Annotated in this window: 17 protein-coding genes; 5 read left to right on the top strand and 12 right to left on the bottom strand. The window is 51.9% G+C overall.

Annotation, left to right across the window (positions count from 1 at the left end; genetic code table 11):
- Positions 1-45: 45 nt before the first annotated feature.
- From NQ564_RS05140 to NQ564_RS05095, 10 genes are all read right to left on the bottom strand, one after another.
- Positions 46-1,404, bottom strand: coding sequence for an efflux transporter outer membrane subunit (locus NQ564_RS05140; RefSeq protein WP_005809240.1), 1,359 nt, complete (start codon positions 1,402-1,404; stop codon positions 46-48).
- Positions 1,405-4,518, bottom strand: a complete 3,114-nt coding sequence (locus NQ564_RS05135) for an efflux RND transporter permease subunit (protein WP_005809243.1) — start codon at positions 4,516-4,518, stop codon at positions 1,405-1,407. It lies immediately after the preceding gene.
- Positions 4,515-5,636, bottom strand: a complete 1,122-nt coding sequence (locus NQ564_RS05130; protein WP_005809248.1) for an efflux RND transporter periplasmic adaptor subunit — start codon at positions 5,634-5,636, stop codon at positions 4,515-4,517. The genes NQ564_RS05135 and NQ564_RS05130 overlap by 4 nt, the downstream gene beginning before the upstream one ends.
- Entirely contained in the window at positions 5,633-7,579 is a 1,947-nt protein-coding gene (tet(Q), locus tag NQ564_RS05125; protein WP_008148693.1) for a tetracycline resistance ribosomal protection protein Tet(Q), read from the bottom strand. Before tet(Q) ends, NQ564_RS05130 begins: the two co-directional genes overlap by 4 nt.
- Before the next feature lie 660 nt (positions 7,580-8,239).
- Positions 8,240-14,080 carry an N-6 DNA methylase gene (locus NQ564_RS05120; protein ID WP_057326955.1) on the bottom strand — a complete coding sequence of 1,947 codons (5,841 nt, stop codon included), beginning with the start codon at positions 14,078-14,080 and terminating at the stop codon, positions 8,240-8,242.
- A complete protein-coding gene (locus NQ564_RS05115; RefSeq protein WP_004304266.1) occupies positions 14,070-14,522 on the bottom strand; it encodes a DUF1896 domain-containing protein in 453 nt (150 codons plus the stop codon). Before NQ564_RS05115 ends, NQ564_RS05120 begins: the two co-directional genes overlap by 11 nt.
- Positions 14,523-14,684: 162 nt before the next feature.
- A complete protein-coding gene (gene topB / locus NQ564_RS05110) occupies positions 14,685-16,772 on the bottom strand; it encodes a type IA DNA topoisomerase (protein ID WP_044132009.1) in 2,088 nt (695 codons plus the stop codon).
- A gap of 60 nt (positions 16,773-16,832) precedes the next feature.
- A complete protein-coding gene (locus tag NQ564_RS05105; protein WP_004291455.1) occupies positions 16,833-18,404 on the bottom strand; it encodes a DUF3945 domain-containing protein in 1,572 nt (523 codons plus the stop codon).
- A gap of 20 nt (positions 18,405-18,424) precedes the next feature.
- Positions 18,425-18,775 (bottom strand): helix-turn-helix domain-containing protein, encoded by a 351-nt coding sequence (locus NQ564_RS05100; RefSeq protein WP_004291454.1) that lies wholly within the window; start codon positions 18,773-18,775, stop codon positions 18,425-18,427.
- A gap of 3 nt (positions 18,776-18,778) precedes the next feature.
- Positions 18,779-19,204: a helix-turn-helix domain-containing protein gene (locus NQ564_RS05095; RefSeq protein WP_004291432.1), complete on the bottom strand. Its 426-nt coding sequence runs from the start codon at positions 19,202-19,204 to the stop codon at positions 18,779-18,781.
- A gap of 138 nt (positions 19,205-19,342) precedes the next feature.
- On the opposite strand from NQ564_RS05095, the gene NQ564_RS05090 reads away from it, so the two are divergent.
- Positions 19,343-19,642 (top strand): helix-turn-helix domain-containing protein, encoded by a 300-nt coding sequence (locus tag NQ564_RS05090; RefSeq protein ID WP_004291426.1) that lies wholly within the window; start codon positions 19,343-19,345, stop codon positions 19,640-19,642.
- A 31-nt stretch (positions 19,643-19,673) separates the two neighbouring features.
- Complete coding sequence (locus tag NQ564_RS05085) at positions 19,674-19,979, top strand: helix-turn-helix domain-containing protein (RefSeq protein ID WP_004291424.1); 306 nt, start codon at positions 19,674-19,676, stop codon at positions 19,977-19,979.
- 77 nt (positions 19,980-20,056) lie between these two features.
- Here the strand turns inward: NQ564_RS05085 and NQ564_RS05080 are convergent, their stop codons facing one another.
- Positions 20,057-20,419 (bottom strand): hypothetical protein, encoded by a 363-nt coding sequence (locus NQ564_RS05080; protein ID WP_004291423.1) that lies wholly within the window; start codon positions 20,417-20,419, stop codon positions 20,057-20,059.
- Between the two features lie 11 nt (positions 20,420-20,430).
- Positions 20,431-21,666, bottom strand: coding sequence for a site-specific integrase (locus tag NQ564_RS05075; RefSeq protein WP_004291422.1), 1,236 nt, complete (start codon positions 21,664-21,666; stop codon positions 20,431-20,433).
- Between the two features lie 354 nt (positions 21,667-22,020).
- On the opposite strand from NQ564_RS05075, the gene NQ564_RS05070 reads away from it, so the two are divergent.
- The 3 genes from NQ564_RS05070 to NQ564_RS05060 all read left to right on the top strand — a co-directional run bounded on the left by NQ564_RS05070 (position 22,021) and on the right by NQ564_RS05060 (position 24,807).
- Complete coding sequence (locus NQ564_RS05070; protein ID WP_008148675.1) at positions 22,021-22,578, top strand: LemA family protein; 558 nt, start codon at positions 22,021-22,023, stop codon at positions 22,576-22,578.
- Between the two features lie 2 nt (positions 22,579-22,580).
- Positions 22,581-23,549, top strand: a complete 969-nt coding sequence (locus NQ564_RS05065; RefSeq protein WP_039848149.1) for a M48 family metallopeptidase — start codon at positions 22,581-22,583, stop codon at positions 23,547-23,549.
- A gap of 85 nt (positions 23,550-23,634) precedes the next feature.
- Positions 23,635-24,807, top strand: a complete 1,173-nt coding sequence (locus tag NQ564_RS05060; RefSeq protein WP_008148669.1) for a M24 family metallopeptidase — start codon at positions 23,635-23,637, stop codon at positions 24,805-24,807.
- Positions 24,808-24,823 lie beyond the last annotated feature (16 nt).

Raw genomic sequence — 24,823 nt, 5'->3', positions numbered from 1 at the left:
ATGAATAACACTAATAATAATTTCAAATTTTTCTATTTATTGCAGTTACATTCCTCCTCCCAACACATGATAAAGTTTGATTACACTTTGTATGCGTTCAAAACGAGTTTGTAGCTGTTGCACTTCCGCTTCGAGAAGAGACTGTTGGGCGGTCAACACTTCCAGATAGGTGGCATTGGAATGACGCATAAGCGATTCTGTCTTTCGCACAGCATCGCATAATGTTTCAACCTGTCGAGCATTGATTTCAATTTGCGATTTTGCCGTCTGCCATGCAGTCAGAGCATCGTTCACTTCTTTTCCAGCGTTCAGCAATGATTGCCGGAACAACAGTTTGGCTTCTTCCTGACGGCTTTTGGCTATCTTCAAGTTGGCGATGTTTGTGCCCCGGTTGAATAAGGGCTGTGTCAGGGAACCGATGGCATTGAGCAACCATTGTCCGGGATTTACGATTACGCCACCGCCGTTATTAGTCCATCCAAGAGTCCCCGAGAGGGTAATATTGGGATAGAAGGCGGCACGAGCCGCATTGGTGGCGTAGAACGCCTGCGCCAGTTCCATTTCAGCCTGACGCACGTCGGGACGGTTGGAAAGCAGTTGCAAAGGGACTCCAATCGAGACAGTATCGGGGAAAGCAGCCTCGGCCAGATTACTTCGTCCAATCGAGTGTGACGGCATGGCAAGTATCGCAGACAGGGCATTTTCTGTTTCGGAAATACTCTTGCGTATGGATAACAGGGATGCTTCGAGTCGCATCACGTTCGCCTTTGCCTGCAATACGCCGGCTTCGTTTGATTTCCCCACTTTTTTCAACGCTTCAAGAGTACGTACGGTAGTCCGCCAGTTCTCCAAAGTCCGGTTACTTATTGCCATTTGTGCGTCAAGCATGGCAAGGGTGTAGTAACTGTCTGCAATAGTGGCGACAAGCTGTGTCTGTACGGCCTGCCGGTAGGCACGGCTTCCTTGTAACGCGGCGGCTGCACCACGCTTTGCCGCCGTAAGTTTGCCGAAGATGTCCAGTTCCCAGCTTGCCGACGCTCCCACATTATATGTCTTTGCCGTTGCTCCGTCATGTTTATTGGCATTACCTTCGGCAGTCAGTCCCAGTGATGGAAGATATGATAGTCTGGCAGTCATCAGGACGGCTTCTGTCGCTTCCACGCGTAACCGTGCCACATTGAGGTCTGTGTTCCGTTCAAGTCCGGTTTCAATCAAGGACTGGAGTTTCGGGTCGGTAAACATTTCCCGCCACGACAGGGACGCGATGGTCGTTGTATCAATGTCCGCCGGTACGTCCCGATACAGATTCTCCGTTGAGAGGTCAGGACGATGATACCGGCTGTATGTGCCACAACCGGCAAACATCCATCCTGACAATATGATATATATTACTGTCTTCTTCATTTAATTATGCTTAACACGTTCTTGAATATATTGGAATACAATAAACAATGACGGCACAAGGAACAACAGAGCCAAAGTACCGACAATCATTCCACCGATTACACCTGTGGCAAGCGAACGGCTGCCGTTGGCACCCACTCCGTGCGCCATCATCAGCGGGACAAGACCGAACACCATGGACAGCACAGTCATCAATATAGGGCGCAGGCGGACTTTTGCCGCACTGTATGCTGCCTGTGCCAGCGTCATGCCTTCCGACCGCCGCTTGCCGGCGTATTCGGTAAGCAGGATGGCGGTCTTGGCAAGCAGGCCGATAATCATGATTAATCCGGTCTGCATGTAGATGTTGTTCTCCAGACCGAAGAGCCACGCAAACAGGAAACTGCCCATTAGTCCGCAAGGCACCGACAACAGAACCGCGAAGGGTATGAACACGCTCTCATACAAGGCGCACAGAATCAGATAGACCAGAACCATGCAGAGCAGGAATATAAGCGTGGCATTGTTGGTCGTCTTGCTTTCCTCACGCGAAATGCCGCCAAACTCGTATGTGTAATTTGACGGAAGCACTTCACGTGCCGTCTCGCCGATGGCTTCGAGCACCTGCCCTGAACTGTAACCCTGCGCCGGCGACCCGCTAATCGAGATGGCGTTGAACAGGTTGAAACGGGTGAGGTCTGACGGGCCGTTGGTCTTGGTCAGGCGCACGAACCGGCTCAAAGGCGACATGCCGCCATCGGAGGCGCGCACATACATGTGGTGCAGGGATTCCGCATTCACACGATATTCCGCCGGAGCCTGCATGGTCACATGGTAGAGCTTGGAGAACCGGTTAAAGTCGGAAACATATTGTCCGGTATAATAGCCCGACAATGTGGAAAGCACATCTGCGGGCGACACACCCGACTGCTCACATTTGGCGGCATCGATATCCACCCAGTATTGCGGATAGTCCGTGGCAAAGGAGGAATAGACTTCGCCGATTTCGGGTCGTTGCGACAAGGCTTCGACAAACTTGTCCGCCTCTTCCTTGAAAGCGGCGATGTTTCCGCCCGCCTTGTCCTGCAAATAAAGCTCGAAACCGTTTCCCATGCCGTACCCGGCAATCATCGGAGGCGACATGGCGAACACCGTGGCATCGGGAATATCTGAAGTGGCGGCATAAATCTTTCCGATGACATCATTCACCGACTGCCCCTCTCCCTTACGATCCTCCCAGTCTTTGAGTGTCACGAAATACATCGCCTGCGAGGGACCGGAACCGCTGAAAGAGAAACCGGCTACCGCACCGCTGTATTCAATCTCGCCGATGCTGTCGAGACGGCTGTTGATACGCTCCATCACCTTACTTGTCTGAGCCATGGATGTGCCGGGCTTCGTGTTCATGCTCACCATGACCGTCCCGGTGTCCTCTTCGGGAATAAGTCCCGTCTTTGTGACATTGACCAGCAGCACCAGCAACCCGAAAGAAATGCCTATGATGCTCCACAACAGCCATCGGCGATGGATAATGAACATCACTCCACGTACATAGCGTCGGCTCAGACTGTCGAAGACGGCATTGAACGCTTTACGGAAACGGGCTGCAAAATTGTTCTTAGTGTTGCCCTGCTCATCGATATAGGGTTTCAGCAGCAGCGCGCAAAGTGCCGGTGAGAGTGTGAAGGCATTGACTGCCGAGATTCCCACGGCAACAGCCATCGTGATACCGAACTGCGTGTAGAACGCTCCCGAAGTCCCGCCCATCATGGCTACGGGGAAAAACACTGCCATAAAGATTATGGTAGAGGTCAGGATAGCCGACGAAACGCCTTTCATGGCATCATCAGCCGCGAGAACTGCTGATTGATAGCCCTCATCGAACTTCGCCTGCACCGCTTCCACCACCACAATGGCATCATCGACCACGGTTCCGATGGCAAGCACAAGCGCGAACAGGGTGAGCAGGTTGATGGAGAATCCAATCATGGACATCACGGCAAATGTGCCGATGATGGAAACGAAGATGGATATGGTAGGGATAAGCGTTGACTTGATGTCCTGCAAGAACACATACACCACCACGATGACCAGAAGTATCGCTTCCAATAAGGTGCGGAGGACAGAGTGGATGGAGGCATACAGGAACTTGTTGGTATCGGTAAGCACCACGAATTCCGTCCCTTCGGGCAAGTCCCGGCTAAGGTCGTCAAGCACTTCGTGAATCTCCTTGATGGTGCTTGATGCATTGGACCCGGCTTTCTGGTTGATGAGCATCATAGCTGCCGGATGCCCGTTCACCTCGGAGGAATAGTTGTAGTATTCATCGCCCAGTTCCACATCGGCAACCTCTTTCAACCGAAGCACATTGCCGCCCGGCAGTGACTTGACGACCAGCTCACCGAACTCTTCCGCTCCGGACAAGCGTCCGCGGTATTTCATCGTGTATTCATTGGCGGTAGGATGATTGGCACCGAAGGAGCCGGTGGCGGCCTCGATGTTCTGTCGTGCAAGTACGGCAGAGATGTCATCGGGGATAAGCCCGTATTGCGCCATCTTGTCGGGACGCAGCCAAAGTCGCATGCTGTAGTTGGAACCGAACAACTGTGCCTTTCCCACGCCGCTGATACGTTTCAGCCTCGGCTCGACATTGATTTTCACGTAATTGCTCAGGAAGGTCTGGTCGAAGCGGTCATCGGGCGAATAGAGCGCGAAAGTCATCAGTTCGGCATTCTGCTGCTTTTCAGTGGTGACACCGGTCTTGGTGGCTTCCGCCGGAAGTTGGCTCAGTGCGCCGTTCACGCGGTTCTGCACGTTTACCGCCGCCATGTCCGCGTTGGTTCCCTGTTTGAAATAGATGTTGATGGAAGCATCTCCCGTATTCGATGCCGTGGAAGTCATATAGGTCATGTCTTCCACTCCGTTGATGGCTTCTTCCAGAGGGGTTATCACTGCCTTCTGCACGGTTTCAGCGTTTGCTCCCGGATAAGTTGCGAATACGTTGATGGTCGGAGGTGCGATGTCGGGGTATTGTTCCACCGGCAAGGAAAACATGGAAATCATGCCCAACAGTACAATCACCACCGAGATAACGCCCGAAAACACCGGGCGGTCTATAAAAAATCGCAGGTTCATTTCGTTTCGTTTTTAGGGGTTATGCTCATGCCTTCTCTCACCAGTCCCACGCCTTCGGCGACAATGGTGTCACCGACCGAAAGACCTTCTTTTACGATAAACCGGTTGCCGTCGTTCAGGCGGTCCACCGTGAGATAGGCGGCTTCCGCCTGTCCGTTTTTCAGACGGTAAGCGATAATCTTGTCCTGCAGTTCCACGGTGGCGGTCATGGGAATGGTTACGGCCTCCGTTTTCGGGTTTTGAAGGATGACATTGCCGATGCTGCCACTCAACAGTTCGCGGTCGGGATTGGGGAACAGGGCTTTGATTTGTACCGTTCCGGTAACAGGATCCACCACGCCGCTTACGGTTTCAATACGTCCTTTCGCCTTGTACAGGCTGCCGTCGTTGAGTTGCAGGCCCACTTCCGGCGTCCCGGCTATCATGCTGTCAATCGAGCCATAGCGAGCCGAATATCGCCGTAGCATATTCTCCGAAATGGAGAAATAGGCATACATCTCCGCATTGTCGGACACGACCGTGAAAGGCTGTGCCATATTGGGACCGACAAGCGCACCGATGCGATAGGGCAATGTGCCTACTACTCCGTTGCTCGGGCTTTTGATTTCCGTATAGGAGAGATTGTTGCGTGCATCCGATTCTTGTGCCTTTGCCTGTTCGAGTTCAGCACACGCCACTGCCAGTTGGTTCCGGGCGAGAGAAAGCTCGTAGTCGGATATGACCTTCTCGTCAAACAATGCCTGCTTGCCCCGCAGCTCGATTCTTGCCGTTTCCACTTTTGCCTGTGCCGCGCTGACATTGGCCTGCGCCGTGCGTAATGCCGCCCGATAGGGCACTTGGTCAATTACAGCCAATACTTGACCGGTCTTCACCCGTTCACCCTCTTTCACTTTCAGACGGATAATGCGCCCGGATATTTGCGGCAGGATGTCCACATCCTGCCGTCCGCGTATGGCGGCGGAATAGGACTCGGAGATTTCCACCGGACTTGCCGCGACCTTTATGACCCGATAACTCTGCACCGCATCCTGCTTGCCGTCCGCCTGCCTGCATCCGGTCGGCAGGAACAGCATGAGAGCAAATGCGGCGAAATTCGTGATAATGAATTGCTTGTTCATATTTTCTTCTTGTTTTGTATTAATTCATAAATTGATTTTTGGAACATGAATAAAAGTTTATCTTTTTCGTTCATGCGGATATTATCAGAATAACCGTCTTTTGTTATTTGATACCCACATGGCTTAACCATAAAAATGCCTAAGCCCTTAGTGTACGAACTTACTTCTGAGGCATAGTCTTTACTTGTATTTAATGGAACTTTCCCTTTAATATGACACCACTCATTATTACAACTGATGTCTTCAATCTCAGACATCAGTTTTTGCAAATCTGTAATAGCTTTGGAACTCGCTACTTGGGGTATCTGCAACTCAAAACAGAGCATCGGTTCGAGAATGTCCACACCTGACTGTTGCAAAGCCAGCCTGAAGACATAAGGGGTCAGCTGTCTGAAATCAGCAGGTGTACTTACCGGGCTATAATACTCGGCTTGAGTAAAAGTTACTTTCAGATCTGTCACTTCCCATCCATGTAAACCAGATTGGCAAGACATACGAATCCCTTCAAAAACGGCATTTTGAAAAGAATGGTTCAGATAACCATAGGAGATGTCACTTTCGATTTGCAACCCTGCCCCTAACGGTAAGGGTTCAAGAGTCAGCCCTATTGTGGCCCAGTAAGGGTTGGGTGGTACTTCGATCTGAATAATCTTATTGACCTTTTTTATAGGTCGTTCTTTGTAGATAGTCTTGATCTCATCAAAATGGACCTTTACGGAAAATCGTTCTTCCAGCAATGTCTGTATGATTTCCTTTTGGGTCAAACCATATAACGAGATTTCCAATTCATCACTATATGAGTTTATGGAAAAGGACAAAGACGGGTCTTCAATCCACAATGTATTCAGAGCGGATATCACCTTGCTTCTCTCTTCGGGCCTGTCTGGCCGGACGGAGGATTTGAGAGCGGGATGCTGATGCGATAATCCTTGAATCAAACAAGGTTCAGCACCTAAATAATTTCCGATTCGAAAATCATCCATATCCTCTACAATCGCGATATCATTGGCGCCCACTTCATCAACATTTATCTCTCTGCCCTGATTGATAGTTTTTAGATTTTTAATCTTGATGAATTTTTCCGAATCGTTGATTCTTACAACGTCTCGAAGTCTCAGACTTCCGTCAATTATTTTTAGAAAACTTCTTTTATGTCCTTTGGGGTCATGCTCTATCTTATAAAGATAAGATGAAAGTCTGTTTGAGACCGATGCCGGAGGAAGTATAAAAGAAGTGATGGCGTCCAACAACTCATTGATACCGATATTGAACATTGCTGATCCATGTAGCACCGGATAGACTTTGGCTTTTGCCACAAGATCGATTATCGTATTCCAATAATCAGCCGGTGAAATTTCGCTATCCGCCAAATATCGTTCTAATATATTGTCGTCATGGTTGCATACAAATTCTTTGTATTCTTCCTTTATATATGTTTGGGAGCAAATCGGATAAACCAATCCATCGACAACAGTTTGCATAAACAGGACATCTTGAGACAGATTTGTTTTTATATCCAGATACAAACGCTCTAAATTCACACCGTCACGGTCAATTTTATTGATAAATATAATTGTCGGGATTTGCAGTTTTTGTAAAGTATTGAACAGCAACTTTGTTTGCGCTTGTATGCCTTCCTTTGCGGATAAGATGAGGACTGCTCCATCAAGCATTTTGAATGTCCGCTCCACTTCCGCAATAAAATCCATGTGTCCCGGAGTGTCAATGATATTGCATTTCACTCCATTCCAGATAATAGATGTCGTAGAAGCCCGAACAGTAATTCCTCTACGTTTCTCTATATCCATAGAGTCTGTTATGGTGTCACCATTATCCACACGGCCGCACTTTTCCGTTGCTCCACTGGCAAACAGCAGATTCTCGGTTACGGAAGTTTTTCCTGCATCAATGTGAGCAAGAATTCCTAAATTTATAATATTCATTTGGATTAAGCAATAATATACTACAATAGATGCATTGTCGAAACGCACCTTTTAATACCTCCTCGTAGCATGTGAGAACTACAGGATTACTAACTCGTATTAATATGTATATTATTACTGCCGCATAACGATTGCAAAATTACACAAAAAAAATATATCTAACAAAAGTGGGAGGATTTTTTAACTTTTTTTACCATAGACATTTTATTAGGGAAGCGTAGGTTCAACTGGCAAGTACAAATAAGTAGAAATGTTTGAACAACACCGTTTTAGGAAGTTGAAAAATCAAGTTTCTCTCTCGGTATAGCGTTTATTTTGGCCAATATCTTCTTTAGTTTGGCATTTGAGTATTTCCCATTCGTGTTCTATTTAGCTCCTTATTATGAGTATGTAGCAAGTTGCTTATCAAATTCAGCCTCTTTGAGGGTCAAATATGGTTTTGCAAATGGTGACTGACAAGACATAAACAAGGTCAGCAGGATTTTTTACATAAATGGACATGAATGTATATAACCTAAAATAAGAATAAATTTTAATAAGGGCTGCCCAAAAAGAAAAAAAATGCAGTTGCCATCCTACAGATACTTGCAGAAAGGATAAAATTTACTTTTAGACCTTTTGGGATAGCCCTTATTAATACTTCAGATAAAATTCCTAAGGTTATATTTTCAATCCTTTGGACCGGGTTTCCTCCTTGGCATACAGCCCCGGATGCCCAGTTATGGTGTGATTGGCGATAATACTTTCCGATGGATTGCGTATTTGCGGTGATGTATCTTCGGGATATTGCCTGATACCGTTTCGCACACCTTTCGCTTCCGGTTTGACCTGTTGCCCTTCATGCTCCTTTTCGGTGATTTCGGGTGTAGGCGGCGCAAGTTCCAGCTGTATCTTGCGGTCAAGGGCGGCAAGTTCGGACTTCAACTGTTTCAGTTCTTCCTCCTTCTTCCACACCTTGCCTGCTATCTCCTGCAACTGCGGTATCTCACGTTCCAAGACCTCATTCTTCGCTTTATACTGGTCGATGATGGAGGGGATTCTCTCAATCGCGTTGAGGAAGTTGCGGGCGGCGGCCAACGGGTCAGCCAGCGCCAGATGCCCGTTGTTGTAGGTGTACTTGTAGTTCCCCTCGACCACGAAGCGGTTGTCGGTAAACTCCAATCCCTCTTTGAGTATCCTTTCGCTGACCACCTTTATCGGGAAACCGTAAAACTCTCCAACCTGCGTGTACAACCCTCCGGTCGTGGCATTCTTGGCTATCTCCTGCAAACGCTTTCCGATGACTTTCTCATCGGCGGAATCCACTCCGTCCACCTTTATTATATTAAGGTGATTGCCCTCCTTGTCGGTCTGCACCACAGAGAGGAAGCGGTTCCAGTCCTCCGTCATGGCATCTATGAAAGCTGTGTTGTTGCCCAGCTCGCGGGTCTTCGATTCCAGCTTGAACTCCGAATCACGCTTGCCCTTGTTGAACGACTTGCGTTCCCCTTCGAGCGAGGCGATACGTTTTTCCAGTTTCGCCTTGTCCAGCAGGTCGGTGTTGCCGGATAGCAACGCCATATATTCCGAGAAGTTCATGCCCGATTTCTCGTCCATTGCCCCCTCGTCGATGGTACGCGCTTCCATAGCACCGCTTTTAAGCTGGCTGATGAAAGTCTGCTTGCAGTGCAGGAGGTTGAACTTGTAACTGTCCAGTGATTTTTCCACCGCGTAGATTATTACGTCCACGTTGTTCCCGGCGAAATGCTTGGCTATCTCGTTGCCTGCTCTAACTCCCCGTCCGTCACGCTGTTGCAGGTCGGACGGTCGCCACGGCGTATCAAGATGATGAATTGCCACACACCGTTTCTGTGCGTTCACACCCGTTCCGAGCATGGAGGTGGAGCCGAACAGCACACGCACCGTCCCGGCGTTCATGGCATCTATCACCGCCTTCCGAGCCTTGTCGGTCTTGCACTCCTGAATGAAGCGCACCTCGCTTGGCGGTATGCCGTAGTCCTCCGTCAGTTTGCGCTTGATTTCCGAATAGACGTTCCACCCATCGCCCGGCTGGTAAGTCCCCAAGTCAGAGAAAACGAACTGCGTGCCTTTCTGCGCGTCGTATTTTTGATAATACTCCGCGATTATTTTGGCACAGTGGCTCGCCTTGTTGTCGGGGTGGTCTTCGTAATGCGGGTCTATCATGCGCATGTCGAGTGCCATCTTCCGGGCATAGTCCGTGGCGATAAGCATCTTCGCCTTTTCCTCCGTTTCCGAAAGCGGCAGTCTGCCCAACAGGGTGGCGTCGCCCGTCTTGGCGAATTGCATCAGCTTCTGTATGAAGTCCTCCTGCTCCGGCGTGGGCGGTATGTGGTGCAGTATCTCGTTTTTGTTGGGACGGTCCACGCCCACATCCTCCGCCGTGCGGTAGTCCGTGATTTCATTATAGAAGGCGGCAAGCTCCGGCACTTTGATGAAGTAGCGGAAACGCTCCTTCTGCACCACGTTGTTCGTCACGTTGAACTCAAAATCCGTTGTCTTCTTGGCAAATATCGCCGACCACGCATCAAAACATCGAATGTCCTGCCGTTCCAGCTCCTTCGGGCGCAGGTACTTGAACAGCAGGTACAGCTCAGTCAGCGAGTTGCTGATAGTCGTGCCGGAGAGGAAGGTCGCCCCCAAGTCCTTGCCCGTGCGCTCCTGTATGGTGCGGATAGCAAAGAGCATGTTCAGTGCCTTCTGGCTTCCCTCGCTGTTCCCCAATCCCGCCACACGGTCGTGGCGCGTGTTGAAAGTCAGATTCTTGAACTGGTGCGATTCATCAATGAAAATGTGGTCGATGCCCATCTGCTTGAAGTCCACCACGTCGTCCGTGCGTGACTTTATGGCGTGTTCCACCTTCTCCAATTTCGCTTCAAGGTTATGCTTGCGCTTCTCCAGACCTTTCAGCATCGCCCGCGATACGTTCTTTCCCTGCTGGCGCAGCACTTCGAGGTTTTCCTCCACCGTGTCAAGCTCCGCTTGCAGGATGCGCTGCTGCAACTCCGGCGACTGCGGTATCTTGCCGAACTGGTCGTGCGACATAATGACACAATCGTAGTCGTTGTTCTTGATGTTGTTGAAGAAACGCACGCGGTTGGCGGTCGAAAAGTCTTTCTCCGAAGCGTACAGAATCCTCGCGTTGGGATATGCCGCTTGATAGGTGGCGGCAATCTCCGCAACATTGGCTTTCAGCCCGATAATCATCGGCTTGTGCGCCAAGTTCAGACGCTTCATTTCATGCGCGGCGATGCACATTATCAGCGTCTTGCCGGTTCCAACCTCGTGGTCACAAATTCCGCCGCCGTTCTGTTTCAGCATCCAGACGCAATCCATCTGCGAGGGATAGACGCTCCTGATGCCCCGGCTTGCCAGCCCTTTCAGATTGAGGTCGGGAAAAGTCTGATGCGAGCCGTCATACTTCGGGCGCACGAAACAGTTGAACTTGCGGTTATACATCGTCGTCAGCCGCTCCTTGAACTGTGGCGACTGCTCTTCGAGCCATTCGGAGAAGCCGTTTCGTATCTCGTCAATCTTGGCGTTGGCGAGCTGTATTCCCTCGCTGTCGCGCACCTTGATGTCGTTGCCATGCTCGTCCCTGCCGATGGACTTCATCATGTCGGGACAGGTGTTGTGCAGGGCGTGTTTCAGAAGGTGCATGCCGTCATAGTTACGGTAATACCCCTTCACCAGAAACTCGTCCGTGATTTTCATGGTGCGGTAGCCGCACGCCACCGAAAACTCGTCCATGCTTGCAGAGTAGGCGATTTTCACCTCCGTGTCGAACAGCCGGCTCATGTAGGCGGCATAGACACCCGTCGGAATCCAGCGTTCCCCGAAATTGAAATCAAGGTCTTCAAAAGCGATGCGCGGCGGTTCGGCATCTTTCAGAGCCTCCAACGCCTGCTTCACCTCCGGCATACGTTCACTTTCGGGGTTTTCGCCCATCCAAGCCTCTATGCGTTCCGCTTTCTCTATCACGTTTCCGGCAATAAAGCGGTCCTTAATCTCGTAACCGGTTACGAGCGGATTGTAATAGATGCGCCCTTGCAGGGCTGTGAGCAAATCCTCCGCCGTACTGTCGGTTATCTCCCGCATATAGTCGAGATCGACAGTGCCGAACTTGTTGAGCGACGCGGACAGTGCTTCTTCGGGTGAGCCGACGTTGGCATGGCTCTCCACGGAGAAGGAAACGGGACGCTCGAAGATGTCCGCCTTGACAAACTTCCCGTTCTCCGCCCGTTCCAGCGAAAGGATGTCACGCCCGCCCGCGTCCATCATCACTAACTTCACGTTCTGCTTGGCGTTGAGGTTGCCGTAGCGCATGACAAACTCATCGTAACAGGTGTTTAGATGCTCTCGCCACGGGACATTTGCTTCATGCAGGTTCGATTCATAGCGGTACAGCCGCTCGTAGGCGTCACGGAGTAAAACATACTGTAACGCCTTCTCCTTCTGGTAGCCTTTCAGGTCGAGCGGCTGGAATGTCGCCCCGTATGGCGTGATGTCCTTCAGGTAGCCGATGTTATGACGCCCCCTGTCAGCCACCAGCGACCCTTCGCGCAGGTGCATCTCCGGCGTGCGGTGGTAGGCACGCGGCGAAAGGTCCACGACTTCTTCCTTCGGCTTCTCCGCTTCGATGTCGGGGAAAAGGGAGGTCGCCACCGCTTCCGGTGGGGTATCTGTAACGGCAGGTGCGGTGACTGCTTCCGGCTGTGTTTCCTCCTGCCGTGGTTGCTCACGGGGAGTGTCCGGCACGGCTTTCACTTCCATCTTTTCCGCCGCCGCTTGTTTCTCGTTATGCTGCCTTGCCAGTTCCCGAAGTTCCTTCCTGCGTTCCGGCGTCAAATCCATCATCATCTCGTAGAAGCCGTTGATGGGAGGATTGGTATCCCAGTCCAACGTGGCATAGATGTCGTCCGGGTCGGCAGGCTTGGCGGTGTTCTCCGTTTTAGCCTCCTTGTTCTCTGTTACAGTCTTAGGGGTGGTAGCCGTCGGCACAGCCGTAACATTTTGTGTGACATGCACCTGTGGCTTGGGTAGAACGCGCCTTGCCGAGCTTTCCTTTTTCGCCTCCTTTTTCTTTTTGGCGGTTTTCGGTTGTTGGCTGACTTCTTCCGTCATCCCCCAGAGATCGAGCAAGGATAGCTGCACACCGTCAGAATATTTCGGACGTGGCTCTATCTCCGGCTTTTCATCTGCGGGTTGCGGCTTTTCTGTCGGAGTTTCCACCGTCTGCGCCGAGGATACTGTTTCCAATTTTATGGCAGGACGCTCTACTTTATTTTGAACGGCAACTTTTTCTTCCGTTCCTGCCTGCCGGATTGAACCCGAATACAAGCGCATGGCAAGCCTGTAATGGAAATCCTCGTCGAGCATACGGCGCAAATCCCCGGCGATGCCTGCTGCCTTGCCCTCGTGCAGATAAACCATAGCGGGCTTCCCGTAGGGGTCTGTGTCAAGTTTCGCCATCGTATGCACGATGCGTTCCGGGTGGTGGATGAAATAGGCGTTGTCGGTCAGGGCGGTTTTCGTGTCCGTCTGTATCACGGTCATCAGCCGCTCGTCCTGCGACATTTCCTTCTTGCTGAGGTTCTTTTGCAGGACAATCAGGTCACTGCCCACCTCCGTGCCCGCGTTGTCCGTGAACAGGTTGTTGGGCAGGCGTATCGCGGATACCAGATTGGCCTGACTGAACAGCTCGTTACGCACGGAGGTCTTGGTGCTATTCAATACCCCTTGCGAGGTGATGAACGCCACGATACCGCCGTCACGCACGGCATCCAGTCCTTTGAGAAAGAAATAGTTGTGGATGGTTTTCTGGGCGGAGCGTCTGCCGAAAGAGTCGCTCCGCTGAAACTCCGCGTCGAACACGGCAATGTCACCGAACGGAATGTTGGACACCGCCAAGTCGAAATAATTGTTGAACGGTCTTTCGATTTTCTCAAAACCGCAGGTGCGCATTTTCTGGTCGGGATAGAGATGCCTCAAGATTGTACCCGTGAGCAGATCCTTCTCGAAAGCCATCACATCCGCATTGGGGCTGTGCCGCAGCATGGAATCCACGAACACGCCGACACCTGCCGACGGTTCGAGCATACGGGCGGGGCGGACGCTGTAATCTGCCAGCACGTCCGCGATGGTGTCGGTTATCTCTTTGGGGGTGTAGAAAGCGGTCAGCACGGACGCTTTCAGCGAATCCACAAACCGCTTGTACTCTGTTTCGTCCTTGCTGTTCTCACGGATAAGCCTGTGCAGCTCCACCGTCGGGGCGAACAGTTCGAGGTCGGATTTCGCCCACCGGACGGCATCCGTCAGTTCCTTTGCAGGGTTGAGGATACATTTCAGACCGCCGAAACCGCAGTACCTTTGAAGTATGGCACGCTCTTCGGTTGTCGCTGTCCTATTTTCCCTGTCAAGGATGAATGCCGTCCGTATCGCCTCGATGTTGTCCCGCAGTTTCTGTTTGCGGTTAAACGCCATATTCGTCTAAGTAAAGGACGGTTGCTCCCGTCAGCTCCGTGTAGAGCAGGTCGTAATCGGAAGACAGGGCGAAATTGTCATCCGAGAGGTCATAGACGGAGAACACGTTGCCGACAAGCGGCAGCAGTTTCAGGACAAAGGCTTCACGCTTCTCTTCCGGCACTTCATCGGCAAACTCGTTTTCCACGACTTCGCGGAGGATGGCGTAACGGGAATAATGCAGCCCGCGCAGCAGCGTGTCCATCGCCAGTTCCTGCGCACCATCGGCGGGATAGCCTTCAAGCCGTGCCCTCTCATACGTTTCGGCGGCACGGTCGGCCCGTTCCCGTATGAAAGCGGTGTCGTCAGCCTGTTCAAACTTGTTCGTGCGGAGATAGTCCAGCAGGTACAGACCGTAATAGGAAAAGTCGGTCTGACCCTCGTTTTTCTTCTTGTTGTTCATTACTTTGGATTTAGCGGATTGATAATTAACGGGATAATCGGTTGGAAAAAGGAAGAAAAAGGCACTCGGTATCCCTCCGAGTGCCACCACTAAATCCAAAGTATGAGTGTAATCCGGTATCGAAGAACAATTCATTACTCTGAACAAGTGGCAAAGTTAATACTATTTCTTCCGTCCTGAAAATTTCTTGTCCTTTTTAGCCTCCGGGAACACAAAAGTCGTGTTATATTCCCCGTCAAAGGCGACAACAGCATCGAAACTCTTGCCCTGTTTGCTCTTGAACCCTTTGAGCAGCTTGGTATGCCCTTCGGTGAGCAGGTCTTTGATTTCATCGTCGGACAGGGTGCGTCCCGCTTTCAGCCGGAACACGGGCAGTCCGCACTCCGTGTTGTCGCAGCGTACCACCTTGCCGTAGAACCGCATCCTGCCCGTGCCACACTTGGGACACGCGCAGCCGGAGTCACGGCTGCCGAAGAGCTTGTCGCACGAGAGCAGTTCGGAGGTTATCTCACGTGTGTACGCCTCTATCTCCTTGCGGAAGGTGTCGGCGGACAGTTCCCCGCGCTCGATACGCGCCAGCTCCTTTTCCCATTCGCCCGTCATGGCAACATCGGCGATGCGCATCGTCTTGACGACGGAATTGAGGGCAAGTCCTTTTTCGGTGGGAACAAGCGACTTCTTGCAGCGTTCCATGTAACCGCGCTTGAAAAGCGTTTCGATGATGGAGGCGCGTGTGGCGGGAGTACCGATGCCACAGTCCTTCATCGCCTGCCGCAGTGCGTCGTCCTCAATTTCCTTGCCCGCCGTTTCCATTGCCGAGAGCAGGGTGGCTTCGGTATGCAGCGGCTTGGGTTTGGTCTTTCCTTCGGTAATGGACGAGCCTTTCGGTGTCAGCGTGTCGCCTTCCTGCCAGCCGGGGATGGTAATTTCCTCTTTTTCCTCGCCATAGACGGCACGCCATCCGGTTTGCTTCACGACGCTGCCTTTTACGGTAAACTCCACTCCGGCACATTCCGCCGTGACAGTGGTCACATCCTTGACGCATTTCTCAGAGAATGCCTCGACCATGCGCCCGGCAATCATCTGATAGATGGTATTGTCCTCTTTGGAGAGGAAGAGCGGTTTCTCACCCGTGACGAGCAGGGCATGGTGGTCTGTCACCTTGCCGTCGTCCACGCTGCGGCGTGTCGGGGCGGCTTTTGCCCGCACCTTGTCTTTCCATTCGGGCTGTGTGCCGATGAAAGCGAGCAGTTTGGGAATTTCGGCAAACACGTCTTCGGGGATGTAGCGGCTTCCCGTTCTCGGATAGGTTATCAACTTCTTTTCGTAGAGTTTCTGCGCGATTTCAAGCGTCTGTTCCGCCGTGAAGCCGTGCTTGGCGTTGGCTTCTTTCTGGAGCGTGGTCAGGTCGTAGAGCAAGGGAGTTTCCTCCGTCTTCTCCTTGCGCTCGGCTTTCGTGACAGTGGCGCAACCTGCCGCCTTTACCTTATTATATAGTTCCATCGCCGGTTCTTTCTCTTTCCATTTCTCGGAGGATGAGAATTTCACGACTTCGCCGTCGCAACCGTCCGTTGCGATATGGAGCTGCCAGAATGCTTCGGACGTAAAGCGGCGGTTCTCCCAGTAGCGTTCACATACCATAGCCAACGTTGGTGTCTGCACCCGCCCCACGGAATACGTGCCGTGTCCGGCGGCGATGGATAACGCCTGTGTGCCGTTGATGCCCACGAGCCAGTCGGATTCGCTCCGCGCTTTGGCGGCGAGGTAGAGGTTGTCGTATTTGCTGCCGTCTTCGAGTTTCCGCAGTCCCTCGCGGATAGCTTTGTCGGTGAGAGAGCTGATCCACAGGCGCACGAAAGGAGTGGTGCAACCCGTATAGTGGTAGAGGTAGCGGAAGATAAGCTCTCCCTCGCGTCCGGCATCGGTCGCCACGATGATATGTTCGCTTGTGTCGAACAGTCTTTTGATGACTTTTATCTGCGACACCACGCCGCTGTCGGGCTTGTAACCTTTCTCCGTCCTGACCTGACGGGGGACGAGCGTGAATGTGTCGGGAATAATCGGGAGGTTGTCACGGACAAATCCGCGCACGCCGTAGCCGTCGGGCATGGCAAGCTGAACGAGGTGTCCGAATGCCCATGTCACGGCATAACCGCCTCCCTCGAAATATCCTTCCTCTCTCTTTGTCGCGCCCACGATGCGGGCGATTTCACGTGCCACGGAGGGCTTTTCTGCAATGATTGTCTTCATGTCTTCTTCTTTTTTGTTGATACTTTGGATTTTATTTTGGATTCAGTGGCGGACACGGGATTACATTTTCATGCCCTTGCCCGTTTTCTTCTGCGGCTTCTCCTGCTGCTGTTGCTGGCGGGCGTCCTTCGGGTTGGTCTGACCTTTCTGCAACGGCTCTCTCAGATTCTTTGTAGCCTCGTTGGTCTTGCCATCGTTGTTCACCGCCACCTGCGTGCGGCTCTCGTTGGACGGAGCAACCTGCTGTGCATTGTCAGGGTTCGTGTCGTAGCGGTACGGGCGTCCCTTCTCCGGGTTGAACTTGATATACATCGTGGCATGGAAGCCCTGCTTGTCGGTCACGTTCTCCAGCTTCACGGCTTTACCCGCCACATAGTCGGCTTTCTGCTGGTCGGTGAAGCTCACGCCGCTCCATTTGCTGATGGGGCGGATGCTGCCGTCCTCGTTCGTCCACGTGTTGCGGCGTTGCTCCTTCTTGGTCTGTGCGGCATTTTCCCCGCCCTGCGCCTGACTTTTCGATGTGTCGCCTTTGGTTTCCTGTGTCTGTGCGGTACGGGGCGACTTGCCGGTTCCCGGCACGAACTCCACGCCGCGCTGCTCCACGTTCACTTGCAGGGTGGTGACGAACTTTCTGCCGTCGTTGCGCTCGATGAGCTTGTCGCGTACGGGCAGTCCGGCGCGGAGCATGTCCCGCTCCTGCGTGGTGATTTCCGTCTTGCCGATGCGCTCCGGGATGCGCACCCTGCTTGCCGGAATGTCCGTGATTTCATTCGTCTTGCGGTCGATGCTGATGTAGGAGGGGATGATCTCGCCCGTTTCCCTGTCCACAATGTCCACGACCCTACCGAGATTGCCCGTTTCGCGGAGGTTCTTCCGGTCATTGTCGGAGAATTTGTGTTCCTTGTACTCATCCAGCTTCTGCTCCTTGCGGATGAAGTGCGGCACGAGGCTGATGTTTCCCTCACCGTCCTTCTTGAAGGAGAGGCGGGCGTCCAGCTCGAATGATTCGCCGCCGAAGGTCGGTTTGACCTTTACCAAGTCGGACTTGCCATAGTTGAGCATCTTCGTAAGGTCGCCGGACTTTTCAAGGTTGTCCCGCTTTACGCCCCATCTGTCCTCCAGCTCCTGCCAGTTGATTTTACTCTCGTCGATGGGCTGGTAGCCACGTTTGCCCTGCATCTGTTCGGATTTGTCCTGTTGCTGTTCTTTCCGTTGTTCCATGTTCTCCTGTTTTTGAGGTTCTTGTTTCTCTGTCTGTTGTGCTGCCATCTCTTCCTGCACCTTCTTCTCATAGTCGGAGGTGTCCACCTTGTGAGGGGCGAGCAGCTCCTTGTTCGCTTCGGGGTCTTTCAGCAGTTGCTTCATCACCTCTAAGAGATTTTCAGCTTGGTCTGCCGCAATGCGGTAGAAACCGAAGCGGCTGGGTTCCTTGCACTGCCGGAAGAAGTTCTTGAAGAAGTTGTCCAGCACGTCGCCATGTCGGTCGAATTGCAGGAAACTCTGCGCGTTCTCCGCTTTTGCGGGGGTGCGCTTGGGTGTGCCGTCCGCGTTCAGCCCGGCTACCACGCTGATCTCGCCTGTCTTCTCGTCACGGACTACCAGCACGTCCTTTTCGTCTTTTTTCTTTGCCATCTGAAAAATGTTTTAATGGGTTATTTATGAAAGAAATTATGGATACGAGCCTTGTAGAAGGCTATATCTTCCTTTTTGAAGTCCTTGATATGGTTGGAAAGGAATGTCAGCACGTCCTCCTCGCTGTAATAGGTCTTCTTGCCCAGCGTCTTGTAGGGCAATGCGCCTACGCTGCGGTAGCGTTGGAGGGTGCGTTTGCTTATCTGGAGCAACATGCACAAATCCTGATTGTCGAAAAGGCGGATGCTTTCCGTGATAGTGGGCTGTTTCCCCTCAGCCTTCATCGCCAGCAGCAGTTCGTCCTGACGGTCGAGCCGTTCCATCAGCTTCTGCATCCAGCCCTCGAAGTTGTTTCGTGTGAGCAGTTCCATGACCTATGTCCTCCTTCCTTTTGGTTTGCCGCCCGTGCGCAGCGTGTGGTTGTGGAACAGGGTGTCTATTGTCCCTTCCTCGTTCCTTACTGTGTTGTCCTCCAATAGCCGCAGTATCTCGGAAAGGCGGTAGCGGCAGCTTCCGCGTACCACCACATACTCGATACGGTGGTCGGTGCGCATACGCTGCATGGTGCGCTTGCTCACGTTGAGCATCTTCGCCGCCTGTGCCGTGTCAAGCAGCTTGTCTTCGGTTTCCCGCTTCCGTTTCTTCTCGTCCCTTGCCTCGCGGATGTACCCTGCGATGTTCGCAATCTGCGCCATCATCTCCTTGTAGGCGGAACTTTCCATTGTTATCACTTTCATGTTCAGTCCTTTCTTTTTGTTTCTGCGACAAAATTCGGCAATAAACAAAAGGGGCTTTAACAACTCACTACGTGACTCACGTAAGATTTTTGCGGAAGATGGCTCCGTAACCCGGTCAAACGGCGCAACAGGCAGCCTTTCAGCGGAAAACGATACGTCTTGTATGCCGTTTCGTTACCTTTGCGGCAAACTCTAAATGACATGAATATGGAAATAGTATCTATCGAGAAAAAGACTTTCGAGATGATGGTGGCGGCATTCGGCGCACTCTCGGAGAAGGTCGCCGCCCTGAGGCGCAAAAGCGACACGGGGCGCATGGAAAGATGGCTCACGGGCGAGGAGGTCTGCGGGCAGTTGAGAATAAGCCCGCGCACGTTGCAGACGCTGCGTGACAGGCGGCTTATCGGCTACTCGCAGATAAACCGCAGGTTCTATTACAAGCCAGAGGAGGTGAAGCGGCTGATACCGCTTGTCGGCACGCTCTATCCGCACGGCAGATGATTTGATTTATTCACCCACTGAATCCGAAGTTATGATGAACGAGAACAACGATGTTTTTACGATGGAAGACGAGCCGATAGCCTCTGTGGTGCAGGATATGCGCAAAGGCTCGAAATGGCTGTCCGCATTTCTGGAAAGCTACCGTCCTCCGCTGGACGGGGAACGTTACCTGACGGACGGCGAGGTGTCGGAACTGCTCCGTGTGAGCCGGCGCACCTTGCAGGAATACCGCAACAACCGCGTGTTGCCCTTCATACTTTTGGGAGGGAAGGTGCTTTACCCGGAAACGGGGCTGCGCGGGGTACTGGAAGCGAACTACCGCAAGCCGCTGGAGTGAGGCGGTTTCATGAAAAAGTAAACGGGTGACACCTTTTGTGGTGCTACCCGTTTACTTGTCTTATGGGGTATGTGCAATCAGCAATACCCGGCTTTTCCGTTCTGTATGAACATCACGTATGTCTGCCGTTTCTCTTGTGAGAGTGCCTTTCCCACCAGCCATGTGCGGAACAGGTGGGTGTTGTAGGTATTCACCCTGAAAGCGACCGGGATGATGATTTCAAGGGCGTACACGTCCGCGTGCAGCCCGTTTTCAAGCTGCATGTAGCGGCACACCTCGTAGTCGTTCAGCACGTCCGACTTGCGGACGGCTCTGATGGCGGCGTTCACTGCCGGGACGGTCGTATGGAACAATCCGGCTATTTCGGTGGCGGTCATCCACACGTCGTTACCGGTTACGCTGACTGCCTTGTCCTCGATGATGATTGTGTCACGTTTCATGGCTTTTCTTTTTAGATGGTGCAACCTGCAAATTCCTCGACGCCGTTCAATCTTGCGGCAAGGTTCTCCATGTCCTGATTGAGCTTCTCTTTGGTTATCTTTGCGTAAATCTGCGTCGTCTTTATGCTCTTGTGTCCGAGCATGGAGCTGACCGTTTCGATGGGAACACCGTTGGAGAGGAATATCGTCGTGGCTGCCGTGTGGCGGCTCTGATGCCACGTGATATGCTTGGTGATGCCGCAACGCTTGGCGACGGCACGGATACCGGCAAGGCACGTGTTATAATGCGGAACGGGAAATATCCTGCCGTCCCCGCACAGTCCCCGGTATTTGCCGATTATGCGGTTGGCGATGTCGAGCAGGCGGATGTTGGACACCACGCCCGTTTTCTGGCGGTTGATGTTTATCCACTCGTGTTCGTCGAAGTAGGTGCGGATATTCTCTTCCGTAAGGTTGCGCATATCCGCGAACGACAGCCCCGTGAAGGCGCAGAACAGGTAGAGGTCGCGGTACAATTCCTGTTTGGCGTTTTTCAGTTTCCCCTCCATCAGCAGGCGGATCTCATCTTTGGTCAGGAAACTGCGTGTTGTTTCCTCCTTCTTGATTTCATACTCGCGGAACGGGTCGCGCGTCAGCCACTCGTTGTTGATGGCGATGAATACCATCGTCCGTAACGGGCAGACGTACAGCCACACGGTATTGGTGCAGCAGTGCTTGTCCGTGCGCAGGAACATCTCGAAGTCGGAGATGAAAGCCGGGGTAAGCTCTTTTAGGGCGATGTCCTTCACATGGTAGCGGATGTCGAGGAACTCTTGCATGTGCTTGTAAACGGTGCGGTACTTCAGCAGCGTGCCTTTGGCTTTCATGCCTGCCTCCACCTGCTTCTCGTAGTCCTCGTTGTGCTGGCGGAACACCTGCATCAGCGTGTGGTAGCGGTGTTCCAGTCCGAGAAAGGCGTTCTTCACCTTCTCCGCCGTGACGAAGTTGTCACGCTCCATGATTTCCTGATAATGCCTGTTGATGCGTACCCGCATCTTGTCAAGCATACGGTTCGTTTCGAGTGCCGCCGTGCTTCTGCCCGTGACACGTCCACCTTTGGTGTCCCACAGTTTCGGATCGACAGTCAGTTTGCAGCTGAACTGTGTCTGGCTGCCGTCCACCGTGATGCGTCCCATGACGGGAACTGTCCCGTCCTTTTTCACTACCTGACGCTTGAGGTAGTAGATTACTGAAAATGTACTCTTCATTGTCCTTAATTTTTGGGTTTCAAAATTAGTTGGTGAAGAGTCCGGTGTTGGTACGCAAAACGGGGAGGAACGGCGCAATCTTTTTCCGTAACCTGATTTTTCGCATGAGTTATGGATAACTCACTATTCCTTAGAGCCTTGTTTCGCTATTCGTACCCGTTTGTCGCATTTTCGGGCATGGTTACGAACAAGTAACGTAGCGGCGTCAGGATTTGGCTTCGGCAGGGATTGTAATGGCTTCACGGATTATCGCCACTTCAACCAAAACCCTTGTAACTCAATTCTATCACTATATCTTTCCGCATTTCACTTTTTTGTAGTAACTTTGCTTTATGAACCTAAAAAATATAGACAATGACAGCAATCATTTTAATAGCAGTGATCGTGATCCTGGCAATCTGGATCGCTTCCTTGTATAATTCGTTAGTGAAATTGCGTAACAACCGCGAGAACGCTTTTGCCGATATCGACGTGCAACTTAAACAACGCCATGACCTCATCCCGCAGTTGGTCGAAACGGTCAAAGGCTATGCCTCACACGAGAAAGAGACACTGGAGCGCGTCATTAACGCCCGCAACGGAGCGATCAGCGCCAAAACGATCGACGACAAGATCGTGGCTGAAAACGCCCTGACTTCCGCACTGGCCGGCTTGAAGATCACGCTCGAAGCCTATCCCGATCTGAAAGCCAACCAGAACTTTTTGCAGTTACAGGAAGAAATATCCGATCTGGAAAACAAACTGGCTGCCGTACGCCGTTATTTCAATTCGGCTACGAAAGAGTTGAACAACGCGGTCGAGACATTCCCATCCAACCTGATCGCCGGTATGTTCGGCTTTAAGAAGGAAGTGATGTTCGACCTCGGCGAACAACGCGCAACACTCGAAGAAGCACCAAAAATCAAGTTCTAAGGATGCAATACGTCGGCATACAAACCCAACAGAGCAGGAACAATTTCCGGTCCCTGCTCCTGCTTTGCTTGTTTCCCTGCCTGGTGATGGGATTGCTTTTCGCGTTCTGCTACCTGCTCCACCTGTTGGCGATGAACGACGACGGCTTGACGCAAGCCGAGATACTAAAATATTCCACCGGAATGTTCATCCATTTGGCACCATACGTGTTGGGAGGCGTATTGATTTGGTTTATCATCGCCTATTTTGCCAATACAAGCATCATCAACTCGGCAACCGGTTCCGAGCCTTTGTCGAGAATGGAAAACAAAAGGGTATATAACTTAGTGGAGAACCTGTGTATGAACCAAGGGATGAAAATGCCCAAGATCAATATCATCAACGACGATTCGCTGAATGCTTTTGCAAGCGGCATCAACGAAAGGACCTATACCATCAGCCTCTCGCGGGGAATCATCGACAAACTGGACGATTCCGAACTGGAAGCGGTCATTGCACACGAACTGTCGCATATCCGCAACAAGGACGTACGCCTGATGATCGTATCGATCGTCTTCGTCGGTATCTTTGCCATGCTCGCACAGATAGCCATGCGCTCCGTCTACTACTCGTCGATGAGCCGCAGGAGAGACGAGAAAAACAACACTGCGATCATTATCGTCTTAGTCATGATCGTTGCGGCCATCGGTTATTTCTTCTCCATGCTGATGCGTTTCGCCATCTCGCGCAAACGGGAATACCTGGCCGACGCCGGAGCCGCCGAGATGACCAAGAACCCGCTCGCCCTCGCCAGCGCACTACGGAAAATATCGGCCGATCCCGACATCGAAGCCGTCAAACGGGAAGACGTAGCCCAGCTTTTCATCCAGCATCCGGGCCAACAGGCTAAAAGCGCACTGAGCGGCTTAAGCGGACTTTTCGCCACTCACCCGCCCATCGAAAAACGGATACAAGTGCTCGAACAATTCTAAATTTAATCAAGAATTAATATCCGAAATCATTCCATCCCGGCATTAATTTAATATCTTTGGTGCCGGATAAAAATAAGTGTTGGAAATGATACAAAAAGAATTGATTGGCGATCTTAAGCTGAAATGGGATCACATGCAGCAGGCGATGCAAAAAATAAATGCCGGCGGATGCCTGCTTACCGTGGATGTGAATCTGTATTATACAACCGGACGTATCTATAGCGGCTATTTCTATCTTCCCGCGGAAGGTGCTCCCCGGTTCTTCGTGAAACGGCCGAACGGACTGGCCGGCGACCATGTCGAATACATCCGCAAACCGGAACAAATGGCTGAGCTTTTCGCATCCCACGGACTGGAAATGCCGGAAAAGCTCCTGCTCGAAGCCGACGAGCTGACATACAACGACTATATACGCCTGCAAAAGATCTTCAATCCGAAAGAGACCGGAAACGCAACCGCAATGATGCGTGAGCTACGCCGGATAAAGACGCCGTACGAGATCGAAATGTTCCGTATCTCGGCCGAACGACACGCCAAGACATACGCTGAAATTCCCGAATGTTTCCGTCCCGGAATGACCGACCTCGAATTCCAGTATGAAATAGAAAAACGGATGCGCAAGAACGGCTCCATCGGGTTGTTCCGTGCTTTCGGAGCCAACATGGATATCTTTATGGGAAGTATCCTGGCGGGAGAAAACGCCGAAGTCCCCTCTCCTTTCGACTTCGCCTTAGGTGGCGGAGGTATCGACGCCTCCTGCCCGTTAGGTGCAAACGGGACGACCCTGAAAGAAGGGACGGCCGTCATGGTGGATATGGCGGGAAACTATACGGCTTATATGACGGATATGACACGTGTGTTCTCCGTCGGCCGACTGCCCGAACTTGCTTACCGGGCGCATCAGACAGCCCTTCTTATCGAAAGCGAGATCGAAAATATCGCCCGGCCGGGAACACCTTGTGCCGAACTCTATGAGATAGCTGCCAAAATCACCGAAAAACAGGGACTCGGCGCCTACTTCATGGGGACCAAGCAACAAGCCAAATTCGTGGGGCACGGCATCGGCATCCAGATAAACGAGCTCCCGGTACTTACGCCCCGCTCGAAAGACAGGCTCGAACCGAACATGGTGTTCGCGCTCGAACCGAAATATGTGATACCGGGTGTCGGCGCCGTCGGCATCGAAAACAGCTTCCTGGTTACGGAAACCGGACTGGAGAAGATCACGCAATTTACAGAAGATATCATACAATTATAAATCATAAATCATAAAT

Source organism: Parabacteroides johnsonii DSM 18315, from assembly GCF_025151045.1.
Lineage (GTDB): Bacteria > Bacteroidota > Bacteroidia > Bacteroidales > Tannerellaceae > Parabacteroides > Parabacteroides johnsonii.
Note: the sequence above shows the minus strand (reverse complement) of the source record. Positions and strands in the feature narration are given on the sequence as shown.

Bases quoted from the DNA above. Each gene is read 5' to 3' on its own strand.
- NQ564_RS05120 (WP_057326955.1), bottom strand. From the start codon at position 14,080: ATGGCGTTTAACCGCAAACAGAAACTGCGGGACAACATCGAGGCGATA.
- NQ564_RS05065 (WP_039848149.1), top strand. From the start codon at position 22,581: ATGCAATACGTCGGCATACAAACCCAACAGAGCAGGAACAATTTCCGG.
- NQ564_RS05100 (WP_004291454.1), bottom strand. From the start codon at position 18,775: ATGGAACTGCTCACACGAAACAACTTCGAGGGCTGGATGCAGAAGCTG.
- topB (WP_044132009.1), bottom strand. From the start codon at position 16,772: ATGAAGACAATCATTGCAGAAAAGCCCTCCGTGGCACGTGAAATCGCC.
- NQ564_RS05090 (WP_004291426.1), top strand. From the start codon at position 19,343: ATGAATATGGAAATAGTATCTATCGAGAAAAAGACTTTCGAGATGATG.
- NQ564_RS05060 (WP_008148669.1), top strand. From the start codon at position 23,635: ATGATACAAAAAGAATTGATTGGCGATCTTAAGCTGAAATGGGATCAC.
- NQ564_RS05080 (WP_004291423.1), bottom strand. From the start codon at position 20,419: ATGAAACGTGACACAATCATCATCGAGGACAAGGCAGTCAGCGTAACC.
- NQ564_RS05105 (WP_004291455.1), bottom strand. From the start codon at position 18,404: ATGGCAAAGAAAAAAGACGAAAAGGACGTGCTGGTAGTCCGTGACGAG.
- NQ564_RS05135 (WP_005809243.1), bottom strand. From the start codon at position 4,518: ATGAACCTGCGATTTTTTATAGACCGCCCGGTGTTTTCGGGCGTTATC.
- NQ564_RS05115 (WP_004304266.1), bottom strand. From the start codon at position 14,522: ATGAACAACAAGAAGAAAAACGAGGGTCAGACCGACTTTTCCTATTAC.
- NQ564_RS05130 (WP_005809248.1), bottom strand. From the start codon at position 5,636: ATGAACAAGCAATTCATTATCACGAATTTCGCCGCATTTGCTCTCATG.
- NQ564_RS05085 (WP_004291424.1), top strand. From the start codon at position 19,674: ATGATGAACGAGAACAACGATGTTTTTACGATGGAAGACGAGCCGATA.
- NQ564_RS05070 (WP_008148675.1), top strand. From the start codon at position 22,021: ATGACAGCAATCATTTTAATAGCAGTGATCGTGATCCTGGCAATCTGG.
- NQ564_RS05075 (WP_004291422.1), bottom strand. From the start codon at position 21,666: ATGAAGAGTACATTTTCAGTAATCTACTACCTCAAGCGTCAGGTAGTG.
- NQ564_RS05140 (WP_005809240.1), bottom strand. From the start codon at position 1,404: ATGAAGAAGACAGTAATATATATCATATTGTCAGGATGGATGTTTGCC.